Source organism: Vibrio sp. AIC-3, assembly GCF_013114515.1.
In the GTDB taxonomy this organism is placed as follows: Bacteria; Pseudomonadota; Gammaproteobacteria; order Enterobacterales; family Vibrionaceae; genus Vibrio; species Vibrio crassostreae_C.
Genome location: NZ_VTXG01000038.1, coordinates 1 through 15,488, shown reverse-complemented (window position 1 = coordinate 15,488; position 15,488 = coordinate 1). Strand labels below are relative to the sequence as shown.

General features: G+C 43.4%; 11 protein-coding genes. 4 read left to right on the top strand and 7 right to left on the bottom strand.

Translation table 11 applies throughout. The features are described 5' to 3' along the window. Window positions 1-179: 179 nt before the first annotated feature. The 6 genes from F0229_RS19635 to F0229_RS19610 all read right to left on the bottom strand — a co-directional run bounded on the left by F0229_RS19635 (window position 180) and on the right by F0229_RS19610 (window position 7,643). Complete coding sequence (locus F0229_RS19635; RefSeq protein ID WP_171733506.1) at window positions 180-398, bottom strand: DUF2835 domain-containing protein; 219 nt, start codon at window positions 396-398, stop codon at window positions 180-182. 189 nt (window positions 399-587) lie between these two features. Continuing rightward, window positions 588-3,194 (bottom strand): aminopeptidase N, encoded by a 2,607-nt coding sequence (gene pepN, locus F0229_RS19630; RefSeq protein WP_171733505.1) that lies wholly within the window; start codon window positions 3,192-3,194, stop codon window positions 588-590. Window positions 3,195-3,412: 218 nt separating this feature from the next. Then, window positions 3,413-4,096: a hypothetical protein gene (locus F0229_RS19625; RefSeq protein WP_017059686.1), complete on the bottom strand. Its 684-nt coding sequence runs from the start codon at window positions 4,094-4,096 to the stop codon at window positions 3,413-3,415. A gap of 322 nt (window positions 4,097-4,418) precedes the next feature. Further along, window positions 4,419-6,413, bottom strand: coding sequence for a carboxy terminal-processing peptidase (gene prc, locus F0229_RS19620; protein WP_171733504.1), 1,995 nt, complete (start codon window positions 6,411-6,413; stop codon window positions 4,419-4,421). 17 nt (window positions 6,414-6,430) lie between these two features. Next, window positions 6,431-7,054, bottom strand: a complete 624-nt coding sequence (proQ, locus tag F0229_RS19615; protein WP_171733503.1) for an RNA chaperone ProQ — start codon at window positions 7,052-7,054, stop codon at window positions 6,431-6,433. A 97-nt stretch (window positions 7,055-7,151) separates the two neighbouring features. After that, window positions 7,152-7,643: a GAF domain-containing protein gene (locus F0229_RS19610; protein ID WP_017059689.1), complete on the bottom strand. Its 492-nt coding sequence runs from the start codon at window positions 7,641-7,643 to the stop codon at window positions 7,152-7,154. Window positions 7,644-7,732: 89 nt separating this feature from the next. Between F0229_RS19610 and F0229_RS19605 the strand changes: the two genes are divergently transcribed. The 4 genes from F0229_RS19605 to rsmF all read left to right on the top strand — a co-directional run bounded on the left by F0229_RS19605 (window position 7,733) and on the right by rsmF (window position 15,082). After that, window positions 7,733-9,529: an ABC transporter ATP-binding protein gene (locus F0229_RS19605; protein ID WP_171733502.1), complete on the top strand. Its 1,797-nt coding sequence runs from the start codon at window positions 7,733-7,735 to the stop codon at window positions 9,527-9,529. Between the two features lie 54 nt (window positions 9,530-9,583). After that, window positions 9,584-10,867 carry a paraquat-inducible protein A gene (locus F0229_RS19600; protein WP_048660782.1) on the top strand — a complete coding sequence of 428 codons (1,284 nt, stop codon included), beginning with the start codon at window positions 9,584-9,586 and terminating at the stop codon, window positions 10,865-10,867. After that, window positions 10,854-13,511 carry an MlaD family protein gene (locus F0229_RS19595; RefSeq protein WP_171733501.1) on the top strand — a complete coding sequence of 886 codons (2,658 nt, stop codon included), beginning with the start codon at window positions 10,854-10,856 and terminating at the stop codon, window positions 13,509-13,511. Before F0229_RS19600 ends, F0229_RS19595 begins: the two co-directional genes overlap by 14 nt. Window positions 13,512-13,660: 149 nt before the next feature. Then, window positions 13,661-15,082: a 16S rRNA (cytosine(1407)-C(5))-methyltransferase RsmF gene (rsmF, locus tag F0229_RS19590; RefSeq protein WP_171733500.1), complete on the top strand. Its 1,422-nt coding sequence runs from the start codon at window positions 13,661-13,663 to the stop codon at window positions 15,080-15,082. Window positions 15,083-15,374: 292 nt separating this feature from the next. Here the strand turns inward: rsmF and F0229_RS19585 are convergent. Then, a partial coding sequence (locus tag F0229_RS19585) for a transposase (RefSeq protein WP_137408370.1) occupies window positions 15,375-15,488 on the bottom strand: 114 nt, incomplete at its 5' end.

Here is a 15,488-nt window from a genome sequence, read left to right as displayed (position 1 = left end):
AATCTGGTGTTTGAAACGTGCCGTTGAGCGCTTTTCTACTAACGAGTTAAGCAAAGGTAATGCATTCATTTATTGTAAAAGCATTATTGAGAAATAGTTAATTGTTTTGGAGGTGGTAAGAGGTGAAATGTTTGATTATGTGATTAAGATTCCTTTTAACTCACTAGGCATGCCAAGGTTTACAGAGCTTCTAACTTAATAAACTTATTTTTTTGGTCAGTTGTCAGCCTAAACTGCCCTCTAACCCCTATTTGTGTAAGAAATGGTCTGAATCGAGTTGCAGGTAACTGTATGCGTAAACCTGTTGTTGTTATCACTTGAACTTTACTTGCCGTACCAGAATAGCTGGCCAAAAACTGCTGATATGAGATGTTAAGTTGGAAAATATAGCGATTCATACGATACCTGTATAAATATACAGCGCCAGTGTTTTTTGGCACTTTGAGATGTCTGACGGTGAAACTGAACTTGAAGCTGCTCTAGCTTATCGAAAATTCGATGAACCAGAAACAAAAAATCAGTGGCAGATATTCTCTACCACTGATGACCTTTCGTTGTAGCAAACAGTTACCTGAATGCGCGCTGACTTAAGCCTCTAGTGCTTTCGTCACTTTCTCAAACAAGTCTTTTGCTAGGTTGTCCATGTTCTTTAACGTCTCTAGTTCTTTTTTGATCAGAGCTTGGCGTTCATCGTCGTACTTACGGAATTTAAGAAGTGGATCAATCAGACGTGAAGCCACTTGCGGGTTGCTGCTGTTCAGTTCACGTAAGATCTCGCCTGCAAATGCATAGCCTTGACCAGACTTGTCGTGGAATTGAACCGGGTTCATGTTTAAGAATGAACCGACCAAGTTACGGGTACGGTTCGGGTTCTTCAAACTGAACGCCTGGTGCGACATCGACGCTTTGATCACTTCAAGTGCGTTTGAACTTGGGTTTGTACCTTGCAATGCAAACCACTTATCCATAACAAGACCATCGTGTTTCCACTTGTCACTGTAATCCACCATCAAGGTTTCACGACATGGTAGTTGTGCACTGTTTGCCGCGCCCATTGCTGCCATCGTATCTGTCATGTTATTCGCTTGTTGATACATCGCAACAACCAAGTCATTACCCTGCCCAGTATGAGCTAAGTAACTTAAGCAAACTTTACGTAGAGTACGCTTACCAATCGAATCGTGATCGATCGTGTATTCTGTTAGTGCGTGGCTGTGATAAACCGCCGCTAACTCGTCTTCAAGTTCTGCAGCTAATGTAACTTTCATCGAGTTAAGAACCGATGCGACCGCATCAATATCAACACGCTCATACCAACCTGATACTTCATTGTGGCTTGGTAGAGAGAGCATTTCTGCAATAAACGCAGGCTCTAGTGAATCACTCAGCAGTACGCCACGGAATGCATCAACAACAGAATCAGAAAGCTCAAACGCTTGACCCTGTTGAACCTTCTCAACGTTACTGCGGATGTACTTCGCTAATAGCATTTGACCCGCATCCCAACGAGAGAACTCATTGCGTGCATTTACCATTAGGAAGATCAGTTCTTCATCTGAGTAGTCATATTCCAATTTCACTGGCGCAGAAAATTCACGAAGTAATGATGGGATCGGTTGCTCAGAAACGTTTTCAAACACGAACGTTTGCTCTGCTTCTTTCACATCTAATACATTATGAACTGGCTTACCGTTACATTGTAACTCAACAACTTCACCCGCAGCTGTGTACAGCTCGATATCAAGAGGAATATGCAGAGCCTGCTTTTCCGTTTGCTCATGAGTTGGCGCTGTTACTTGGCGAGTTGTTAACGTGTACTGTTTCTTCTCTGCGTCGTACTTACTTTCAACAGACAGCGTCGGCGTACCAGACTGGCTGTACCATAAGCGGAACTGAGATAAGTCAACGCCCGACGCATCTTCCATTGCCGCGACGAAGTCTTCACATGTTGCAGCCGTACCATCGTGACGTTCGAAGTACAGCTTCATGCCTTTTTGGAAACCATCTTCGCCCAACAATGTGTGGATCATACGGATCACTTCACTGCCCTTTTCGTACACGGTCAAAGTATAGAAGTTATTCATTTCTATCACTTTTTCTGGACGAATTGGATGAGACATTGGGCTAGCATCTTCTGCAAATTGTGGACCGCGAATGATACGTACATTGTTAATACGGTTTACTGCGCGAGAACCAAGATCAGATGAGAATTCTTGGTCACGGAATACCGTTAAGCCTTCTTTCAGACTTAACTGGAACCAATCGCGACACGTCACTCGGTTACCTGTCCAGTTGTGGAAATATTCATGGCCGATTACTGCTTCAATACCTAGGTAATCTGTATCCGTTGCAGTTTGGTCGTTTGCTAGAACGAACTTCGAATTGAATACGTTCAAGCCTTTGTTTTCCATCGCACCCATGTTGAAGAAATCAACGGCTACGATCATGTAGATGTCTAAGTCGTATTCAAGATTGAAACGTTCTTCGTCCCACTTCATTGAGTTAATCAAAGAAACCATCGCGTGGCTCGCACGGTCTAGATTGCCTTTATCAACAAAGATTTCTAGGTCAACTTTACGACCCGATTGTGTAGTGTATGCGTCACGAAGTACATCAAAGTCACCCGCTACTAAAGCAAACAAGTACGCTGGTTTTGGATGTGGGTCTTGCCACTTCACCCAATGACGACCGTTTTCAGCTTCACCTTCATCTACACGGTTACCATTACTTAATAAGAATGGGTTCTCTGCTTTGTCTGCAATTACCGTTGTAGTGAATTTCGCCAACACATCTGGGCGATCCATGTAGTAAGTGATACGGCGGAAACCTTCAGCTTCACATTGAGTACAGAACGCGCCACCCGACTTGTACAAGCCTTCAAGTGCACTGTTCCCTTCAGGGTTAACTTCGGTAATGATGGTTAGAGTAAATTCTTTTGGAAGGTCATTCAGCATAAGTTGAGTTTCAGACTGTTCATATTGAGTCCACTCTTTACCTTCTACCAAAACAGAAACCAACTTCAAGCCTTCACCATCAAGTACTAATGTCGTGCTGTCTTTCTCCTGCTTAACACTAGAAACAGCCGTAACAATGGATGCTGAGTCGTACAAATCGAAAGTAAGATCGATTTCAGAAATCGTGTGAGATGGTGATTGATAATCTTTACGATACTTGGCTTGAGGTGTATGTGCCATGACGGGTTCCTTTTGATCGTTATACGTAATTATTTTTTAACTGTATATATCTAAAGGTTGAGCGCCAATAAAACAAGGGGAATATTAAAAAAAGGAGGCATTGTAAGAAAATGCCTCCATGTTTTGCTATTTTATCAATCAAATCAGACAGGAACGCCTAAGAAATGAACTGTGCACAATATTATCAACGAGTACGCCGTTACTGCTAAAACTCACGATTATCGAATGCGATTGAGTACCGCAAACATATCTCCCTCTTCACCTTGCAGCGTTAACACATCGCTGTTCAGTGTATATCGAGTGCCGTGTTCACCGTTCTCATAAAGTAACACTAGTTGATCGCCTTCTGTGTAATACACCCCGCGACGAATGACTTCACCACCTTCTTCATCTGATACTCGGAACATGAATATAAAGTCCGGCTGAAGGACTAAATCCATTTTTTGAATGTTACTCGCACGTAGATCGCTTCCAGACAGTTGGGCACTGGACCAGATTCCCGCCAATGCATTTGGCAAGGCCTTGGTGAACATAACACCGTTAAGATTCAGCATGTTGTGATTACTGCTGTACGCGTAAACCTGAGGTTCTGAGGTATTCAAACCCAAAATAATCGTGTCTTCATTGGCGTTATACAAACCTTCCCAATGATCGACACTGTAGTCTTTCTTTTGGATATCGATAGTGAATGAGTAGTTTGAATCAAGAGTGAGCTTGATCGCTCTAAAGTTTTCAGTGCCTTGCTCAGGATCAGGATTCATCAAATACCAATCACCAAGCAGCAAAGGAAGGTCAAAATGAGATAGATTACTATCACTTTTTGATTGTTGGCTACTCGAAGCGACCTCGCTCCCAAAAGCCACAAAACTTAAACAAGATAAAAATAGTAGAATCCATTTCATAAGCGTCCCCTCGTTTTCTTTAAGCTTAGGCACGTAATGAATAGAAAGCGAAAAAATATGATCTAAGTCACTAAATTTTAAGTGCGAAGTAACTTAAATGTCATTATCACTCGAAAAAAAATACTTAAGTTTAGTTATTTTTACAGTGTACTTCACAGCCGAAAATCAAATAACAGTGGTTCTGCAGCAAGTTAAAAAGCGAGGAAGCATGCCGTTAACATGACATTATTCGAGGCAAGAACACAGGTACAAAAAAAGCGAGCCTAAGCTCGCTTTTCAAATAGTACGTCTTTAAACAATCACCTTATAACAGGTATTTTGTTTATTTCTTGATCATATCCAGCATGATAGCAACTGATTCATCAAGATAAGCATCCGGGGCTTCGTAGTCTTTTGGAATATCATCCAACGTTTTAAATGCCTCTAACTTAGCGGCTTTTTGACGTTGGTTAATACGCTCTAGACGAAGCGCATCCGCATCATCACTCTCTTGTTGACGAACCTTTTCATTCAAAGAAAGGTCGTTATCGTCTTTATCTGCCTTATATTTTTCAATATCTTGCGCGATAAAGCCAAATTCCATGTCTGTCGCAATACGAGCTTGGTGTTGAGCTGTTAAAGCAGCAATTTGCTCATCGTTACGCTGTAACACTGAGTAGTTTGCTTTATCAATGCTGTCCCAAGGTAGAGCGTTGTCTTCAACACTTTCACCAGTATCTGCAGGATCAATTGGCGTTGGGTAAGCAATATCAGGTACTACACCCTTGTTTTGCGTACTACCACCATTGATTCGGTAGAATTTTTGGATTGTGTATTGAACGTAGCCTAACTCTTTATCGAACAAATCATAAATATGATTCAAAGAGCGATGCTGTTGCACCGTACCTTTACCGAAAGAGTTTTCACCCAAGATAATTGCACGGCCATAATCTTGCATCGCTGCTGCAAAGATTTCAGACGCTGAAGCACTGTAGCGATTCACCAATACCGTTAACGGGCCTTGGTAACTGATTTGACCATCAGTATCGCTGTTCACTTTGACACGACCGTAGCTATCACGAACCTGAACAACAGGTCCTTCTTTGATAAACAAACCAGAGAGTTCAGTTGCTTCAGTCAGTGCACCACCACCGTTGTTTCGGAGGTCAACAATAATACCTTCAACACCTTGCTCTTTAAGCTCGGTGATCAGTTTATCGGTATCTTTAGAAAGGCCAACGTAGAAACTTGGTACTTCTAATACACCAATTTTCTTGCCGTCTTTCTCGATCACTTCTGATTTAACAGCGCGGTCTTCTAAACGAATCTTATCGCGAACAATTGTGACAACGTGACTTTTTGCATCTTTACCATCTGGCAAGATCTGTAGCTTAACTTTGGTCCCTTTAGGGCCTTTAATAAGTTGTACTACATCGTCTAAACGCCAGCCGATAACATCAACAATTTCTTCGCCATCTTGACCAACACCAACAATGCGGTCTCCATCACTCAATTGTTTGCTGTTTGACGCAGGGCCACCAGCAACTAAAGAGCGAATAACGGTGTAGTCGTCTGTCATCTGAAGCACAGCACCAATACCTTCTAGAGATAGGTTCATCTCAGATTGGAATTGTTCTGCATTTCTTGGAGAAAGGTAACTTGTGTGAGGATCAACTTCACGCGCAAATGCGTTCATGTAGATCTGGAAAGCATCTTCATTATGCGATTGCGTAATACGCTTCATCGCATTGTTGTAACGCTTTTCCAAAACTTCTTGAATCTCTGGCCACTCTTTACCAGTAAGTTTTAGATTCAACGCATCATATTTAACGCGTTTTCTCCAAAGCTCATTCACTTCAGCGATATCTTTTGGCCACTCAGCTTCACTACGATTGAGCTCAATACTTTCATCGGTATCAAACTTAATCTCTGTATCTAGCAAAGACAATGCATATTGAAAACGTTCAAAACGCTTCTGCATAGACAGATTATAAACATCGAATGCAATCTGGTTATTGCCCGATTTCAGCTGATCATCAATTTGTTTAGATGACGCAGAGAAAGAGTCAATATCAGCTTGAGTGAAGATATTACGATTATAATCCAGCATCTCTAAGTAACGATTAAAGATAGCTTGAGAGAAATCATCGTTGAGATTGAAGTGTTTATAGTGAGAACGAGTAAATCGAGAAGTAACACGTTTACTAGCAGTTTCGTGTTGGACCTCAGGAGCGAGTAGAGGTAAATCGTCCTGATCTAATTTGGCTTCAAGAGCCTGAGCTGAAGCTGCTAGCCAAAAGCTAGCAGCAATCAGTGTCAATTTTGAACGGCATTTCATGCGTAGGAGTATCTCCTTTAAGCGCGCAAGTGCTCCGCTTTAACAACCATTTGTAGGCCGTTTGCTAACTGAACACGCACATCTTCCTTATTGATTTCAACAATGGTCGCAGCCATGTTTCCTTTACCCATGTTCACATTTACTTCTTTGCCAGCGATGAATTCGTCAGCGTTCAAAGCGCGTGTTTCTACAGGCTTTTCTACTTTTGGTGCTTTAGGCGCTTGACGACGAAGCTGTTGAGCTTTCTTCGCCTTAGGTTTCGCTTTGCCTTCTTCACGAGCTTTTTGTGCTTGTTCTTTACGACGAGCCTGAACTTTCGCTTTGCTTTCAGCAAGTGTAGCTTTAGCGTGTTCAACGTGCTCTTCTTCTAGTGTGCCACACGCGTTGCCGTCTAGGTCAACACGTTCTGCGCCAGCTTTTACGCCATGCAGGTAACGCCATGATGATGTGTACTGTCTTAACGCTGCACGAAGCTGAGTCTTACTTACTTTTTCGTCTTCATTTAGACGTTCAGCAAGATCTTGAAAAATACCAATTTTAAGTGGCTTCGCTTCACCTTCTAAAGTAAAGCATTTAGGGAAACATTCAGCAATATATGCGATAACTTCTTTGCTGTTTTTTAACTTTTCAGTGTTTTCCATGTGGGTTCCTGGTTTTTGCGGTTTTCCGCGAGCATTAAGAAAATATTTTTACGTATTATAGAGAGATGCTTGGGAAAAACCACAGTAAGAGAATAATTTATGCCTTGTTCGCGTGCGAATTAAGCAGCTTTTCCACTTCTGCCATGAAAAATGTCAATCCGTCCTCGTCAATTTGAGAAAAACGACCAACATTTGGGCTATCAATATCAAGAACGCCCGCGATTTTTCCGCCAATCGAGAACGGAATAACGATTTCTGAGTTACTTGCAGCGTCACAAGCGATGTGACCTTCGAACTCATGAACATCATGAATGCGCTGAACTGTATTCGTCGCAACCGCAGTTCCACACACACCACGCCCGACCGGAATTCGCACACAAGCAGGTTGACCTTGGAAAGGGCCCAGTACAAGTTCGTCTTTTTCCTTAGCTAAATCCTGCTTCATTAAATAGAAACCCGCCCAATTCAAGTCATCCAATTCCATGAATAATAATGAACTGATATTAGCAAGATTAGCAGTTAGATCGGTTTCTGATTCAATTAATGCAACGGCTTGTTTGGTTAAGCGTTGGTAATGTTCTATTTTCATATTAACTTCCAATTAAATTGAGACTTCCATTATCAAGAGAACGCAGTAGAATGCGGCCATCAAACTAAATAGGACTTATTCTCATTACAATGAACAATTCAGAAGACACTATTAGCCGTTCTTGGTTAATAACTCAAGTAAAAAAACACAAGTCCAAATTACTGTTTGCTAACATTATTGCCATATTTGCAACTCTCATTAGTGTCCCTATCCCGTTGCTCATGCCATTAATGGTTGATGAAGTATTACTCGATAAGCCCGCTTCAGGCTTAGAGATGATGAACCACCTACTTCCATCTTCATTACAAACACCGACTGGCTATATAGCACTAACTTTGTTGTTAGTGATTATCATGCGCTCCGTTAGCCAAGCGTTGAACATTCTGCAAGGGCGTCAGTTTACGCTTGTGTCCAAAACAATTACCTATCAAATGCGCAGCAAGATGATAGATAAGCTTGGTCGCATTAGCATTAGACAATACGAGACCAAAGGCAGTGGCGGTATTAACGCCCACCTAATAACAGACATAGAGACAATCGATAAGTTCATTGGCTCAACGCTCTCTAAGTTCCTCATCAGCTTCTTAACTGTGTTCGGTACCGCGATCGTGTTGTTATGGTTAGAGTGGCGTTTAGGGTTGTTCATTCTACTGGTCAATCCTGTTGTTATTTATTTCTCTCGTAAACTAGGCAGCAAGGTTAAGCACCTTAAAAAGTACGAGAACCAATCTTTCGAACGTTTTCAGAATCGCTTGGTGGAAACCTTAGATGGTATTTACCAACTGCGTGCAGCGAATAAAGAACGCATTTTTCTCGATGAGCTTAAGATTCAAGCAAACCAAGTAAGAATCGATGCCGACAAATACGCTTGGCAATCTGAAGCTGCTGGCCGCGTTTCATTTCTCCTCTTCTTGTTAGGTTTCGAGCTTTTCCGCGCTGTCGCTATGCTAATGGTTCTATTCAGTGACTTAACCATTGGTCAGATTTTTGCGGTATTTGGTTACTTATGGTTCATGTTGGGCCCGGTTCAAGAGCTGCTAGGGATTCAATTCTCTTGGTATAGTGCAAAAGCGGCACTGCAACGCATCAACGATCTACTTCAATTAGAAGAAGAGAAGCGCCCGATTAGCAAAGTAAACCCGTTTTATGAAGATCAAGAAGTGACAGTCGACATCGAAGACGTTACATTCTCTTACACATTAGAAAACACTGTTTTAAATAGGCTATCACTACACATCCCTGCAGGTAAGAAAGTCGCTTTGGTGGGTGCGAGTGGTGGTGGTAAATCTACCTTAATCCAGTTGCTAATTGGGGTTTACCAAGCGGACTCAGGTTGCATTCGCTATAACGGTGAAACAACCGACGACATCAGCTTTGATGTAATACGTAATCAAATTGCCGTTGTTTTACAACAACCTATACTCTTTAACGATACATTGAGGCATAATCTGACCCTTGGTACTGAATACGATGAAATGTCGTTGTGGCGTGCGCTTGAAGTCTCTCAAATGCAAGATGTCATCAAGCAACTCAGCAATGGCTTAGATACACAGATTGGTAGGAATGGCGTCCGACTGTCTGGCGGTCAACGACAACGCTTAGCAATAGCTCGTATGGTGCTGAGCAATCCTAAGTTTGTTATTCTTGATGAAGCGACATCTGCACTCGATACAGCAACAGAGTCAGCACTGCATAAAGCGTTGAGCGAGTTTTTGAAAGATCGCACAACTTTGATAGTGGCTCATCGATTATCAGCGGTGAAACAAGCCGATCTAATCTATGTTTTAGAAGATGGGCAAGTCACACAAACGGGAACACATGGTGAATTGGTTGAACAACAAGGACTTTATCAAACACTCTACGGCAGTGTGCAATCGCACGCCTGATGTTTGTAGTCCTAAGCATTTAAATCGGGCATCGAGCCTAACTGACGTTTCAACTTGGGAGGTCGCGTGACCTCCCCATTCCCCACCAACCCTTTATCAACTCAGCATCAATGCGATAGTAGCTCAGTGCGCCTTTGTCAGGGCTGCGAACTCCCCGTTGATAAAATGGACATCCCTTTAGGGAAATCCGCTTACTGCCCAAGGTGTGGCACTCAGCTTTATAGAGGCGGCACTCCTAGCCTGTCTGGAAACCTAGCAATCGCTGTCACTTGTTTATTGCTATTTATCCCATCGCACTTTTTCGAATTCATCAGTATTCGCTTGATTGGTGTCATGATACCCGCGACTTTACCATCCGGCGTCTTTACCTTAATGGGCGAAGGTTTCCCTTTGCTTGGTTTGCTGATTCTGTTCTGCAGTTCGATCGCTCCGTTGCTTGTATGTAGCTCGGTGCTCATCACCCATGTATCACTGCGTTTTAAGATCTTCACACCCTTTCGCTATGCATTAGCCATTATTCAGACCCTCAAACATTGGATGATGTTGGATGTGTTTCTGGTAAGTTTGGCGGTCTCATGTTTCAAACTGCAAGATTACTCAGATATTTTTGTAGGCCCAGGATTGGTTGGCCTGATTCTTCTGCAACTTTTCAGCGTATTATTGGTAAGCCGTATCAGTGTGCGTCGCTACTGGGAAGCTTGGGCAAAAGAATCTGACTACTCTTTTGCTGAAAGTAAGAACATACACTGTCACAACTGCCACCTATCTCAACCGGATGGACATACTTGCGTGCGTTGTCACCATGACTTATACCACCGCAAGCCCTACTCTATACAGAAGACATGGGCTCTGCTGTTTGCCGCATCAGTGGCTATTGTGCCAGCCAACGTTATTCCGATTTCTATCCTTATAACAAACGGACAAAGGCTAGAAGACACAATAATTTCTGGTGTCGCGTCGCTGATAAATAGCGATATGTACGGCATTGCAGCGATCATTTTCATTGCCAGTATCGTCGTGCCCGTCGCGAAAATACTCGGCCTCGCGTACATCTTAATCTGTATCAAGATGAAGCGCGCCGTTTACCACAGACAACGCATGACCATCTATTTCATTGTGAAATGGGTAGGGAAATGGTCGGTGATGGACCTGTTTGTTATTTCGATCATGATGACCTTGGTCGACCGTGGACAGATTTTAAACTTTACACCAGGTTATGGTGCAGTCGCTTTTGGCGTCGTAGTTGTTCTCACGATGCTGGCAGCGGAAAGCTTAGATCCTAGGCTAATTTGGGATAACTACACCTCTAAAGATGAGTCAGTGAATGAACAACGATAACCAATCACAAACGTCATATTCACCAGAAGTAAGGAAAAACAAAGGCATCTCACCTTTGTGGATTCTACCGATATTAACCGTTGCATTAGCCGGTTGGTTGGTCATGAAATCGATACACGATGCTGGGCAACGTGTGCAGATATACTTCTCAGATGCCGCAGGTTTAGTCGCAGGTCGAACAACGATTCGTTACCAAGGCTTAGAGGTGGGTATGGTGCGTGACATCACCTTGTCCAAAGATTTATCGAGCATCTACGTTGATGCTGACATCTACCCAGAAGCTAAGAAGCTTCTCTCAAAAGGCACTCGTTTTTGGCTTGTGAAGCCAACGGCAAGTTTGTCGGGTATCTCAGGGTTAGACGCTCTTGTTTCAGGTAACTATATTGCTATACACCCGAGCGAAACCAAAGAAGACCCAGAAACCGTTTTCCAAGCCTTAGAATCATCCCCTTCCGACTTACTGGCTTCTGAAGGTTTGAATATTTCACTGACGACCAAAGATCTAGGCGGTGTGTCTGTTGGTTCTCAAATCGTTTACCGCAAAATTCCAATTGGTGAAGTTTACAACTACCAACTAAACGACAACGCTAAATCCGTTACGATTCAAGCGTCGATTAAAGACGAATACAGCCATATCATCACCGACCAAAGCCGCTTTTGGAATGTCAGTGGTTTGGGTGCAAGTATTGGTTTTTCTGGTGTTGATGTTCGCTTAGAAAGCCTAAGTGCATTGCTTGGCGGTTCAATTGCGGTCGACTCTCCGGGAGAAGGCCAACCGGTTGAGATGAATACCAAGTTCAAGCTCTACCCAGATTTGAAAACAGCGGGTCGTGGTATCTCTATCAAGATCGCCGTTCCCGATGATAATAAGATCAGTGCTACGGGTGCTCCGATCATGTATCGAGGAATCGAAATCGGTCAAATCACTGACTTATCCTTAAGTGAAGGGCGCGAAAACGTCGTTGCATCTGCCGCTATCCAGCCTGCATTCAGTGACTTTTTGAATAGCGGCAGTAAATTCGTTCTAGAAGAAGCAGAACTATCGCTTACAGGCATGAAAAATATTGCCAACTTAGTGACAGGCAACTTTTTAACCTTGGTACCGGGTGAAGGTGAAAAAGCACGTCGATTTACTGCGATCCGTAAAAACGAGTTCAGTCAGGAACAAGAAAAGTCGGTCGCGATTCGCTTAACGTCGAACAATTCGTTCGGGTTAGATGTCGGTACACAACTTCTCTACAAAGGCATTGCCGTTGGCTCTATCATCCATGTGGGATTAGTTGATGGTGTTGGTACGGGCTCTGATAAACACGAAGTCTTCATGGATGCACTTATCGATAATGAGTACGCGCACCTTATCAAAAGCCACAACCGTTTCTTTGTGACAGGTAGTGCGACTGCAGAGCTAACCGAATCAGGCTTGAGTGTTACGGTCCCACCAGCAAAACAGCTTCTTACAGGCTCGATTAGCTTTGTGAGTGAAGGCAAATCTGAAGCTCGAACGGACTACCAACTTTTCCAAAGTAAGTCGTTAGCAGAAATCGCTAAGTTTAATCAGTCTGGTTCAAAGACACTTTCGTTGTTTGCCAGTGAGCTACCTTCAATCTCTAAAGGTAGCCCACTCCTCTACCGCAACCTACAAGTGGGTAGTATTTCTGATTTTCAGCTTGCAGACGGTGGCGTAAGAATCAAAGTCACAATCGAAAATCGTTACACGCACTTACTCAACAAGCACACTGTTTTCTGGAACCGTTCAGGCGTTGAGGTTGATGCATCGCTATCGGGTATCAGCATTAAAGCGGCACCAGTTAAAACCCTTATCCAAGGCGGTATTGCTTTTGACTCTCTGCCGGGAATCGACAACAAACTCGGCGATGTGTGGAAGCTATATAAAGATTCGAAATCCGCTCGAAAATTTGGCCGCGCGATTACTATCACCTCTTCTGGCAATCAAGAAGTCAGCAAGGGCATGGCGATCAAATATCAAGGTGTCACTGTTGGTGAGGTTACTTTGGTGATTCCGAACTTCAACAAGGGCGGTATTGAAATTACTGCGCGTATTTTACCTGAGTACGTCGACAGGATTGCCGTGGCGAACAGTCATTTCTGGTTGGCAGAGCCTGAGATTGGCCTTAACGGCATCAAAAACGTCTCTGCGCTGCTCTCTAAGCACATCAACGTAGATCCGGGGAAAGGTGAAAGAAACACGAAATTTGAGCTTAGCAAAGGACCCGTGCAGCCTGAAGGCAAGATATTCCAACTGCAAAGCGAAACGCGAGGCTCAGTATCTGAAGGCACACCTATCCTATTCCGTGAGCTAGAAATCGGCAGTGTTATTGATGTTCAGTTAGGCGAGTTTGCTGACCGCATCATCTCAACGATTCAAATAGAACCAGACTACGCGTATCTAATCCGCGCAAATACTGTGTTCTGGAACGTGTCGGGTGTCGATGTTTCTATCGGTCTGTCTGGCGCCAACATCAAAGCCGGAACGGTAGACAGCTTGTTAAGAGGTGGGATTACATTCTCAACGCCGCCGACGAATGAACTTCAACCAGTGGCAAGCGAAGATCAGTCTTTCTATCTCTATCCTCAAGCCGAAGATGAGTGGAAATCATGGAGAACCGCGATTCCTCGCCCATAGAGAGAATCCCCTGACGTTTCAAGAAGATTAATTCTTCATCAAAATGCAGCCATTAGGCTGCATTTTTGTTGTTTGCTGCAAATATGGTTTAGGACGGCCTCATTTTGCTTTAAACTCCCCGCATTAATGCAATAAATCGAGATACTCTTTTGCACGCTAACGTATATATTCCTGAAGAATTTCTAACGCACATCGAAGCAATCATGCCTAGTCATCTAGATATGGCTTCTTTTGTTGCGTCATGCCAAAAACCACTTCGTAAAAGTATTCGAGTCAACACATTGAAAATCAGTGTTGAAGACTTCCTAGTACGAGCAAAAGAGAAAGGCTGGAAACTGGAACCTGTACCTTGGTGCGAAACGGGCTTTTGGATTACAGCTGATGAAAGTGAAGCGCCACTAGGTAATACGGCAGAACATATGTCTGGTCTTTTCTACATCCAAGAAGCCAGCTCGATGATGCCACCTTCGGCACTTTTCCAAGGCGAAGCTGATTACCAAGCGGTGCTAGACACTGCGGCAGCACCCGGATCTAAAACAACGCAAATCGCTGCGCTAATGAATAATCGCGGTGTATTGGTTGCCAATGAATACGCAGCAAGCCGTGTGAAAGTCCTACACGCCAACATCGAACGTTGTGGTGTTCGTAATGCCGCTCTAAGTAACTTTGACGGTCGAGTTTTCGGTGGTTGGTTACCAGAACAATTTGATGCTGTACTGCTTGATGCACCCTGCTCTGGCGAAGGTACCATTCGTAAAGACGCTGATGCGATGAAGAACTGGACGTATCAATCTGTGGTCGACATTGCCGACACGCAAAAAGATCTGATTGAAAGTGCATTCCACGCGCTTAAACCTAATGGTGTGTTGGTTTACTCAACGTGTACGCTTAGCACCGAAGAGAACCAACAAGTGTGTCATCACTTAAAAGAGACCTTTGGTGACGCGGTTGAATTTGAATCTTTAGAGTCACTGTTCGACAACGCAAAAGCAACCACGACAGAGGAAGGTTTCCTTCATATCTTCCCACAGGTGTATGACTCAGAAGGTTTCTTCGTTGCACGTATCCGCAAGCTAGCGTCTGTGACACCACCAGAAGTTAAAAAGCGTATGGGTAAATTCCCATTTGAAAAAGTATCAAAGAAAACTCAGCAAGAAGTCGCTGAACAACTAATAAGTGCTCTCGATATCGAACTGCCAAGTGACACTCAAGTTTGGATTCGTGACAAAGACGTTTGGCTATTCCCAGAAGCGCTCGAGCCAATGATCGGTGAATTCCGCTTCTCTCGTATGGGCATCAAGATCGCAGAAACTCATAAAAAGGGTTACCGCTGGCAACACCAAGTGGCAACGACGCTAGCCACAGGCAATGAAGCCAACATTGTAGACCTGAGCATCCAAGACGCTCGTGAGTGGTTCATGGGACGAGATGTTCGCCCGGAAGGCTTGTCAGGTAAAGGCGAAGTACTAGTTAAGTACAATGGTGCAATCATCGGCCTTGGTAAGTGGGTTGGCAACCGAGTGAAGAATGGTTTACCACGCGAACTCGTCCGCGATAAGAACCTTTTCTAGTCGCTCGATAAAAGCTCACACTGTAATGAAACAACAAAAAGCCCAAACAACGTTAATTGTTTGGGCTTTTTCTATTCTTGTCGGCAACTTTATTTCGAGGGAAAGCATTGTAAATCAATAGTTAATTATACAAATATCAATTCAAGTCACTATTTTTAATAACAAAAATTGCTTATTGGAGAATTTAAACTAGACTTCAATCTAACAGTTAAAGAATTAAAACGATTAGCGTAGGCTCTTCGGAGCCCTTTCCCCTAAGCCCAAACAGGAAGGTTTGGGCTTTTTTTTTGGTTCATCGCGGTTTTCCGGGGAAAGCCGCTTTTATCTTCAAGAAGAAGTAGTCGGTATCTCGATACCCATACCCCATTCGCTTGATTAGCTTTATCTTGTTGTTTATCCCTTCTAG

What these genes read in the sequence shown, in the direction of transcription:
- F0229_RS19625 (WP_017059686.1), bottom strand. Translation starts at nt 4,096, where the DNA reads ATGAAATGGATTCTACTATTTTTATCTTGTTTAAGTTTTGTGGCTTTT.
- pepN (WP_171733505.1), bottom strand. Translation starts at nt 3,194, where the DNA reads ATGGCACATACACCTCAAGCCAAGTATCGTAAAGATTATCAATCACCA.
- F0229_RS19595 (WP_171733501.1), top strand. Translation starts at nt 10,854, where the DNA reads ATGAACAACGATAACCAATCACAAACGTCATATTCACCAGAAGTAAGG.
- proQ (WP_171733503.1), bottom strand. Translation starts at nt 7,054, where the DNA reads ATGGAAAACACTGAAAAGTTAAAAAACAGCAAAGAAGTTATCGCATAT.
- F0229_RS19605 (WP_171733502.1), top strand. Translation starts at nt 7,733, where the DNA reads ATGAACAATTCAGAAGACACTATTAGCCGTTCTTGGTTAATAACTCAA.
- prc (WP_171733504.1), bottom strand. Translation starts at nt 6,413, where the DNA reads ATGAAATGCCGTTCAAAATTGACACTGATTGCTGCTAGCTTTTGGCTA.
- F0229_RS19635 (WP_171733506.1), bottom strand. Translation starts at nt 398, where the DNA reads ATGAATCGCTATATTTTCCAACTTAACATCTCATATCAGCAGTTTTTG.
- F0229_RS19610 (WP_017059689.1), bottom strand. Translation starts at nt 7,643, where the DNA reads ATGAAAATAGAACATTACCAACGCTTAACCAAACAAGCCGTTGCATTA.